Here is a 9,229-nt window from a genome sequence, read left to right on the forward strand (position 1 = left end):
GCGAGGGGGAGACGTATTTGTGTTCGGGGATCTCCCCCCACGGAATTCGAGAGCGTGGCTTGGTGGTCAGTCGAGATAGTTCGTTCCTGGGTTGAGGGTACCGGGTTGCTCATCCACGGGATAAGCGACGGTTCGCGCGCCACACTCCTCACACCGATAGCGCTTGGGCTGTCTGGTCTGTTCGGTGTGTTGTCCGTATCCCGTGCTGAAACAGCCGTTGGGACAGGCGTGGACGATTTGCGGTTCCTGCCAGGGGATACTCCCGACGTGACACCGCGCCGATTCGAGCTTGGTGGGGTCGTCGTCGACGTCACAGCTGAGGAGTGTCGCCTCACACCCCGGGCAGACGTACAGCCAGGGATTCTTGATCCGCTTGGTGCGCCGCTGGTACGGCCAGGCCGTACAGCCGTTCGGACAGGCCAGCAGATAGCGGGCAGTGCTTCTGTCGTCGTCCGTCTCATCCCGGTCCTCGGGTGTCCGCCACGGGATGCTCGCCACGTAACAGATCCCGGGGTCGGGATCGGTTGGCCGCTCGCCGACGTCGTAGCTGACCGGGCGCGTTTCACACTCGTCGCAGGTGTACTGCCAGGGCTGTTTGATCCGCTTGGAGCGCTGGACGTATCCGCGCTCGAAACACCCGTTGGGGCACGCGAGCACGTAGTCCGCGTCGACGGTGTCATCGCCCTCGTAGCGAGCGACCGGATCCGCGCCGGCCCGGCGTGCCGCGGTCTTCCACGCGTCACCGTGGGGCTGGGCGTCCGGACCGGCCGTCTCGAGCACGTACGCGTGTGCGGCCTCGTGACGGACGGTATCGCGCCACCGGTCGTCGCGACCATCCTGGAACAGCCGGCGGGCGATTCGGATCTCGTATTCGACTGTGGTCTCGGCGTCGCGGTCAGCAGCGGAGAGTCGACGGCACTCGCCGAGTTTGCGGCGAAAGGAATCAGTGACGTCGACTCGGACCGCGGCGGGATCCAGCGTGTCGAACCCCGCTCGATCAATCGTGGTCTCGATTTCCTCACGAACGCGCGTTTCGTCCCCCGTCATGCGTCGTTCGCAGGGCCGTATTCGTCTGCAGCCCGTTCCAGATCGAACCGGTAGGAGTCGTCGAAGTGTTTCAGACGGTCGGGGTCGATCGACTGACCGATGATGGCGAGCAGTCGCTCGTGTAGGTCGTCGGAAATCTCCACCTGATAGTCGAGTTCCGTGTCTGGCTCCCAGTACTGTGGAAAGTCCGGGAAGTCCTGTTCGAACGGCGCGTGCAGACAGCTGACGAACAGGAGATCTTCGACGACGTCAGGCGAATTGAGAAGCCGTTCGAGAAGGTCGATTCCGGCCTCGGGGTCGGCGAACGTGGCGTGTTCGAGTATTCCCATCGCCCACGATTCGTCGCCGCTCTCAGCACGTTCGAGGGCCCTATTGAGGACAGCAATCTCCGGGTGACCGACTGCCCACCCGAACGCGGCGGTCGATTCCCAGGCCCACTCGCCGTCGTCCTCGACGGTGACAGCGGCGAGGTACTCGAGAGCCCACGGCGGAATCGAATCGACGCCCTCGCTGATTCGCGTGCGGATCACACAGCGAGCGACAACGTTGACGAGTATCGACGAACAGTGGTGATCGCCGACCCCGGGCGGGTACCCATCGATACACTCTTCGAGAAACGCCCAATCGATCCCGTCGGCGGTCGCGGCGGTATCGACGAAGTCGATTACATCTTCGAGATACTGACCTCTGATCTCCTGCAACCGACTCCAGCCACCGCGATCGAGTGCAGTCTCGATCGACTGGTTCCACGCGGCAAGCAGACTGTAGACGTCACTCTGTTCGCTGGACGTCGCGTCCTCGAGTGCGCTCGCCAATGGAGCGATGTCGCGTGGCATAGCTTACTGTTCGTCCAAGTCGGGGTACTGGGACGGAGCCGCGCCCTGTTCGTCGACGACGTTCGGGTCGCCATCCAGCGATCCCTCCCGCGTGTCTTGAAGTTCGATGTAGTGTTCCCAGTTGTCGCCCATATCGAACGTATAGGAGAGCGCGCCCAGCGTATCCGGATCGAGTTCGTCGATCGTTGTCTCGGCGGCGTTGCCCTCTGGCGGCGGATTTGACTGGAGGTCGCGAAACCGCTCTTTGGCCGCTTCGGTGGCGTCGTCGGGTACAGCCTGCTCAATGAAGCGGTCGATTTCCGCGTCGTCCATCGGTCGCCAACTCGGACCGCCCTCGTAGAGCTGTGGGTGGACATAGCACCGGAGCGCGATGCCGCTCTCGTTGCGCGTGATGAACTCGTAGGCGTGGCTGTCCCAGCGTTCGAACGCCTCGAAAATCGCCTCGTGAAACTCTGCTAGCGTGTGCGAACCGCCGATCTCGATATCGCGCCAGACTTCATCATCGGGCTCGAATCCCAGCGGTGGGTTCGGGTGGAGCCAGACACGAAACACGCAGATCATCACAGTAGCCGTTCGAAGGCCGGGGACGTAGGTGTTTTCCACCACCATCGCTATCGTCACTTCTCGCTCGGTCGACATGGACGTTGGAGATATTCGTCCGCAAAACTGTAATCTGTCCCGACAATCACGTCTACAGCAAGACCTGCGATCATATGACCGAACCATCCACAACCGAGGGAGACCCAGTCGTCGTGCTTGAGGCGTTGCCTGATGGCAGCCTAACTATGAACCAAGTTGAGACACTCGAAGATGGAGACGCGATCAATCTGGTCGGCCCGCTCGTCATCGACACGCACACCGACCGAGTCACACATCTCAATATCGTTATCCGTGACACGCACTATTATGTGGGGTGGAATCCGACAAACGAGCAGTGGGAGCAGATTCTCGTCGTTGTCGAGACGGAGCAAGAGGATGACGAGTCCGTCCTTGAGTCAGCAATCAGTGTGGTCGATGAGGAGACAGAGGAGTTAGTGCTTGGGTTCGACCCGGACTCGAATCCCGACACTGAAGAAATGGTGGAGTTCGTCTGGGAGTACGTCGAATATACGTATCCGGAGACCGAGCGACTGTACAACGTTATGGACGACGCGATAGATGAGTTGTCGGCGAATGGTGGGTGATCAGATTCGGAGTCGGTAGCCGAAGACATCCAGCCGACGCCACCACTGTTCATGGACAGGGAGAGAGTACGCCGACCCACAGATTGAATCCGATCGGCCGCGTTTTCATAACTGAATGCGGATCGAGTTCGACGAGGGGACGCTCCTGCTCCGCGATGCTCCCGACAACGTACTCTACGCGGAGTGGGATGACCGCGTCGACGAGTACCGTGCCCAAGCCTATCGATATCGATCCCTGCTCGAATGGGCTGGGTCGTGGACGGAAGGCAACAAACAGGCAACACTTCAGGATGGCTCCGTCCAATCGGTCGAAGACGCCGCGCGGGCATACCCCGATCTCGAGCTCACGCCAGCGCTCCACATCGAACCGCGTGACTACCAGCAAGCGGCGCTCGACGCCTGGATCGACCACGATCGACGAGGGAGTGTCGTGCTCCCCACGGGCAGCGGGAAGACGTTCCTTGGTCTCCAGGCTATTGCCGACGCCGGCGTCAGTGCGCTGGTCGTGACACCGACGATCGATCTGATGAACCAGTGGCACGCCACGCTCACCAACGCCTTCGGCGACCAACTTACGGAGCCAGTCGGCGTCCTCGGCGGGGGGAGTCACAACGTCACCGCGATCACGGTCACCACCTACGACAGCGCCTACCGTTACGTCAACGAGTACGGCGACCGCTTCGGTTTACTCGTTGTCGACGAGGAACATCACCTGCCTGCCCCGACCTACCAGCAGATCCCCGAGATGACGATCGCACCGTATCGCCTCGGCCTCACGGCGACCTACGAACGCCCCGACGGGAAACACGAGCTGCTAGAGGACCTCCTCGGCCCAGTCGTCTACCGAGAGAACGTCGACGAACTCGCTGGTGAGTACCTCAGCGAGTACGAGACGATTCACATGTCGGTCGATCTCACGCCCGACGAACGCGAAACGTACGACGAAGAGTACCAGATCTATCGTGATTACGTCGACAGCCACGAGTTCGACCTCTGGAAAGACAACGGCTACGCAGAATTCCTCAAACGAACCTCCTACGACCCGCAGGGTCGGCGGGCGCTCATCGCCAAGCAACGCTCCGAGCGGATCGCTCGCACGGCCACAAAGAAGCTGGACACCCTCGACAATCTCATCAAGCGCCATCACGACGACCGCGCGATCATCTTCACCGCTAACAACGACTTCGCCTACGACATCTCTCAGGAGTTCATCGTCCCCTGTATCACCCACCAGACGAAAACCGACGAACGAACCGAGATTCTGGAACGATTCCGGACTGGGGAGCACTCGATGTTGGTAACCTCGCAGGTCCTCGACGAGGGCATCGACGTCCCGGCGGCGAACGTCGGTATCATCCTCTCGGGGAGCGCCTCGAAACGCCAGTACGCGCAGCGACTCGGACGAATATTGCGGCCCACTGATGATCGTCAGCCGGCACGGCTCTACGAGATTATCACCGACGACTCAATAGAGACGTACGTCTCCCAGCGCCGCCGTGAAGGGGTGAACGCGTAGTGCTAACGGCCAACCTCGCTCGATCGCGCACGGCCGATAAGGAAATCAGGCCGTTGTTCATCGATCCGACTGATGGGCACTATCGGAAGACGGCACGGGAGCTCATCCAGCTGTTCGAGACCCACCTCAATGAGCCGAAAGGCGACCTCGAGGACGCAATTGACGAGCTGACTGTCGCGGATACCGACTACAAGATCGTCCAGGGGCTCGCGAAGCTCCTGAAAGACGAGTCCGAGTTCGAGGTCGTCGCCTCGGCTGACCCCCGCGAGATCCGCCAGCGGCTGTTCGAGAAAGCCAATAAACAGTATCCGATCGTGCGTCAGCCAACGCTCGGCGAGGACACACAGAAACTAGAGGTGTACAGTTCGGTGGCCGACGAGTTGGGCATCTCACTCGAGGAGTGCTATCGCGGGATGTACGCCGATCTGGAGGACAACAAGCGGCTCGTTCGAATCGGAACGCGAACCGCCGACCAGTACGCGACTGATGGCGACTCGTCGACGTCGACGACCGCGTTGACCGGAAGCAGTGACGAGGAATACGAACACACGGATCTCACCGTGGACTGGTTGTTGACGCGGTACAATCTCGCGCTCGCTCAGGCAGTACTTTATGACGCAACCGAGATGCGGATTCGCGTCTGGGATCACTTCGGGGCTGTCTTCAGTTACGTGAAGCTGTTCGGCCTGATGCACCGGATTTATCCGATCGACGTCAACGGCAAACGTGTCGCGAGCACGGATCAGGCCGCTGGCTACGAAGCCGTGCTGGATGGGCCGGCATCACTCTTCTCGAAATCACAAAAGTACGGGATTCGCATGGCGAACTTCCTGCCAGCGTTGCCGCTCTGTAACCGCTGGGAGATGACCGCCGAGATTCTCGTCGACGAAACGACCGGCGAGACGCAAGCGTTCACACTCGACCACACTGAGAACCTCGATTCGCACTACAGTGCCGGAGATCAGTTCGATAGCGACGTCGAACGAATGCTCGCGCAGAAATGGGAGCGCTCGAATACGGAATGGGAGCTCGTCCGTGAGGATGACATCTTCGACCTCGGTGCCGAAGTGATGATCCCCGACTTTGCGATTGAACACTCCGACGGTCGACGGGCGATTCTCGAGATCGTCGGGTTCTGGACGCCCGAGTATCTGGAGTCAAAGCTCGCGAAGATTCGTCAGGTGGAGGCCGACAATTTCGTGTTGGCCGTGTCAGAGCGCCTGGATTGTGCGAGTGAAGAGTTCGGACGGACAGCCGATCGAATCCTCTGGTTCAAAACCGGGATTCACGTCTATGATTTGGTCGAGCTGGCAGATACCGTTGCTGTCCCATCCGAGACACTGTCTGGTTCTGAATAGGATACTTCGGTGACTGGGCGACCGATGCCTTCCACCGTGTCGCTGTCTTTAGTTGCGAACTCACTCGTAACGAGGGGTGTTCACTGGAAATGTGGTGTGTTATTAACCAACAGATAGGAGGAAATAGGCGGTTATGTTGGTTAAGCGAGCTCTGAACGGAACAGCTAGCGACTCAGAGTAGTCCGGAGGGTAGCGCCAGTGATCGAACGGAACATCGGCCATCCAGATTTAGCTGAAAGTAGGCGCTAAGCCCCCTTCCCCAACGCCTACCTGAACGCGCCGACAGCTGACGTCGTCAACGATGCCTTCGAGGAGGCTGGGCTCGCATGACCAAAGACGACGTCAACCCCGAGAAGCCACGACTGAATGGGCATTACTCCCGATTCAGGGATAACGAATGTCGTCCGCGTTGCTCTACTGCGGGCTGAAGAGCAGCCTCCGAGAGAGTGACGAGATTGTTCTGGGGAAAACACGTGCGTTTATTCACTCTTTTGCTTCAATTTCGTCTCGAACGATTTCCCGGATCTCTTCTTCGGAGAGCCCTGCCTCGTTGCGAGCGGTTGTAACCTCTCGGTTGAGTTGGCTCAACAGGTCAAAAAGGTGGTCAATCTGGTCTTCGAGATCGGTATAGCCTGTGCTGTCGATCTCCTCTGGTGAGATTGAAGCGGTGTCGACATCCGAATCAGCACCAACGGCGATAGGACTCAGCCGTTGGCTTCGAGTGACCTGCTTGACACCGGTGACGTTCTCAGCAAGGTGGGGTCCAAGCCGTTCTTGAGCGTAGTCGGGGCCGTGTATGAGCGCGATTGTGTCCGGCCCCACTGTCCGGGCAAATGAGAGTAACCCGCTCTGTGCGGCGTGGCCACTGAGTCCGTCAACTAGTGAGATCCAGTCAGCTGGGAACGAAATCCGGGTTTTCAGTTCCGAACCGTTGTCATTCTCGGGGTGGACCCATTGAACGTCAGTACTGTCAGGCCAGTCAGTATCGAATGGTGTTGTATCAATAGTTGCCGAGATCGTTTCTTGATCAGCCTGATACTGTGATTGGAGGGTTCGACCAGTGGTATTGGCAGCCTGATATCCCGTGAGGAAGACCGACGCAGTCCCGAAGCGTGCTGCAAACTCAGCCAGATACCGAGGGGAGTTTCCACCGGTTAGCATCCCGGACGGTGAAATAATAACTGGGACGGTATCATCACGTACTGCACGTGAGAGGATCTCTTGGCGGTCTTGGTCTGTTTCAGGAGTAGTGATTGACTCCGGGAAGAACGGTTCAGTCTGACCACTCTCGGTCACCCGGTTGACCAGCGACCCGTCGACGTAGGTCTCGTCGTCGACATATTGGTGATAGATGTCAGTCCCTTCGACGGCCATGCCATCAAGAACAATCTCGAGCCGATCTCGAAGGTCAGTAGAGAGGGTATGTAAGCGTTCAGCGATGATCAACAGAATCGTCTGGGCACGCCCAATAGCAAAGGTGGGAATCAAGACGGGTTCATGCGTCTGGATCGCCCGTTCAATATCAGTCCAAAGGTCTGTACGAGCACCACTGAGAGAAGGATGGCTGTGAGTGTCGCCGTAGGTCGACTCCAGCATGAGGAGGTCTGACTCTGGGGGCGGACTCATGTCGGGAAGGTGGGTGGCTCTGCCACCGAGGTCACCCGAAAAACAGACACGATAGCCACCGGTTTGGATCGTCACCCACACAGATCCAAGGAGGTGAGCTGCGTTGCCGAACTGGAAGATTGCCGGTTCGACATCCGAGACTGGAGCCACGCCTTCGATACGGCCACCGCCGTAGTCGACTGTCTGGAAGCGATCACATACGTTAGCGACATCACGACTAGTAAACTGTTGAATTGCCTGTGAGCCATCGGTTTCGCGGCGATGAATTTTCAACGAGTCCTCAAGCATGAGCGAGGCAATTGATGCCGTTGGTGGGGTAACAATGATGGGAGCATCATCAGCGAGGAGGTTTCGATTTTCGAGGACTGGCAGCCCACCGCAGTGGTCGACGTGTGCGTGGGTGAGGAACACAGCGTCGATTGATTGTGGCTGTAATCCTCGGAAATCGGGAAACTTCTCACCGGTGCCCTGATTCAGTCCGCAATCGACAAGATACCGGCCGTGCTGAGTGTCGACCTGATAGCAACTCCGACCGACCTCTCGATCACCTCCACGTGGGGTAACAACCAATGGAGTGTCAGGAGAGGGTGTTACATCTGCATGATCGAGTGGATCAAAGGTTTCATCAGCACCTTCGGGGAGCCAAGGGTGAGTCGTATTCGGCATGAGAGTAATCGACACTTTCGGTGGTAGAAATAAAGTCTGGTCGCTTCTGAGAGAGTGCTCATCTGTAGCAACGAATACCCGGTAGCAAGACGGTTTGTATCCGTCAGCGAGAGAGTCTGTCGCCAGCAAGTTCCGAACGAATCAGGGCCAAGTACTCGCGCCTACAGATGAGCGTAGCCCGTTTGGCGACGCTATGTGGATTTCACACGAAGAAGGGCGTGAAATACGAGAGTCAAACAGTCCTCGAACGCAGCAGTTCAGTCACTCGTCGTGGTCAATATACCCGGCCTCCCATTCAGTCCGAGCTTCAATCTCTCTCGTGCCGCGGCGAGTAGTGCTGTACTCGTTTGTCCGTTGGTCGCGCTGACTTTTTTCGATGAGTCCCTTCTCAACGAGCGTGTCGAGGTTGGGATAGAGCCGCCCATGATGGATTTCCTTTTCGTAGTAGTCCTCGAGTTCGTCTTTGACTGCGAGTCCGTGGGGGTCATCAAGTCCGGCAACTACGTACAGCAGATCGCGCTGAAAGCCAGTCAGATCGTACATGTCGCAATTTTCGTATTCGAGTTTTGAAATACTACTGATCTGGTGACTGCGTGTCATAGAATAGAATATGTTTCACAGCTTATACGCAGTGATTTTGACTACTTCATCTCACGCTTGAGTCGGAGAAGTACCGCATTCCCGTCTCGATAGTCGGGCTATCGTAGGGGAGATGCTACAGCGAAGACTGGATCTCGGTGGAGAGTGTCTTCAGGTCTGCTGTCGCGAGGTTGTCGGTTGCGATAATCCGAAGTCGGGGGCGACCGACATCTATTGGGACCTTTTCCGTCTCGATGAGGCCAGCATCTTCGAGTGCTGATTTGGCCCGTGAGAAAGTCGCTTTCGAAGCGATACCCGTATCCTCTCCCCATTTCGAGATGTCGTAGAGGAGGACCTCGTTGCGGGCTGCGAGGATGAGCATGATCTCGACGATACTGAGGTATTCGTTGCTGTTGG

General features: G+C 58.0%; 8 protein-coding genes and 1 pseudogene. 3 read left to right on the plus strand and 6 right to left on the minus strand.

Features of this window, described 5'->3' with window-relative positions; genetic code table 11:
- Positions 1 to 66: 66 nt before the first annotated feature.
- The 3 genes from ACT4MF_RS17735 to ACT4MF_RS17745 are packed head-to-tail and all read right to left on the minus strand — an operon-like array spanning position 67 to position 2,447.
- A complete protein-coding gene (locus ACT4MF_RS17735) occupies positions 67 to 1,047 on the minus strand; it encodes a SprT-like domain-containing protein (protein ID WP_444683595.1) in 981 nt (326 codons plus the stop codon).
- Positions 1,044 to 1,883, minus strand: coding sequence for a DUF8137 family protein (locus tag ACT4MF_RS17740; RefSeq protein WP_512053320.1), 840 nt, complete (start codon positions 1,881 to 1,883; stop codon positions 1,044 to 1,046). Before ACT4MF_RS17740 ends, ACT4MF_RS17735 begins: the two co-directional genes overlap by 4 nt.
- A 3-nt stretch (positions 1,884 to 1,886) precedes the next feature.
- Complete coding sequence (locus ACT4MF_RS17745) at positions 1,887 to 2,447, minus strand: IS1096 element passenger TnpR family protein (protein ID WP_094520528.1); 561 nt, start codon at positions 2,445 to 2,447, stop codon at positions 1,887 to 1,889.
- Between the two features lie 149 nt (positions 2,448 to 2,596).
- Here ACT4MF_RS17745 and ACT4MF_RS17750 point away from each other — a divergent pair, with 149 nt between their 5' ends.
- The 3 genes from ACT4MF_RS17750 (at position 2,597) to ACT4MF_RS17760 (ending at position 5,941) form a co-directional block, all read left to right on the plus strand.
- Entirely contained in the window at positions 2,597 to 3,067 is a 471-nt protein-coding gene (locus ACT4MF_RS17750) for a DUF7964 domain-containing protein (RefSeq protein WP_144050063.1), read from the plus strand.
- Between the two features lie 115 nt (positions 3,068 to 3,182).
- Positions 3,183 to 4,583 (plus strand): DEAD/DEAH box helicase, encoded by a 1,401-nt coding sequence (locus tag ACT4MF_RS17755; protein WP_094520522.1) that lies wholly within the window; start codon positions 3,183 to 3,185, stop codon positions 4,581 to 4,583.
- Positions 4,583 to 5,941 carry a DUF790 family protein gene (locus ACT4MF_RS17760; RefSeq protein WP_094520521.1) on the plus strand — a complete coding sequence of 453 codons (1,359 nt, stop codon included), beginning with the start codon at positions 4,583 to 4,585 and terminating at the stop codon, positions 5,939 to 5,941. Before ACT4MF_RS17755 ends, ACT4MF_RS17760 begins: the two co-directional genes overlap by 1 nt.
- A gap of 483 nt (positions 5,942 to 6,424) precedes the next feature.
- On the opposite strand, the gene ACT4MF_RS17765 is transcribed toward ACT4MF_RS17760, so the two are convergent.
- The 3 genes and pseudogenes from ACT4MF_RS17765 to ACT4MF_RS17775 all read right to left on the minus strand — a co-directional run.
- Positions 6,425 to 8,233 carry an MBL fold metallo-hydrolase gene (locus ACT4MF_RS17765; protein ID WP_444683593.1) on the minus strand — a complete coding sequence of 603 codons (1,809 nt, stop codon included), beginning with the start codon at positions 8,231 to 8,233 and terminating at the stop codon, positions 6,425 to 6,427.
- Between the two features lie 261 nt (positions 8,234 to 8,494).
- Positions 8,495 to 8,776: a helix-turn-helix transcriptional regulator gene (locus ACT4MF_RS17770; RefSeq protein ID WP_444683592.1), complete on the minus strand. Its 282-nt coding sequence runs from the start codon at positions 8,774 to 8,776 to the stop codon at positions 8,495 to 8,497.
- Positions 8,777 to 8,948: 172 nt separating this feature from the next.
- A pseudogene (locus ACT4MF_RS17775) lies at positions 8,949 to 9,229 on the minus strand (transcriptional regulator TbsP domain-containing protein); the annotation flags it as partial.

This window comes from Halorubrum sp. FL23, assembly GCF_052439115.2.
GTDB classification, from domain to species: Archaea; Halobacteriota; Halobacteria; order Halobacteriales; family Haloferacaceae; genus Halorubrum; species Halorubrum persicum.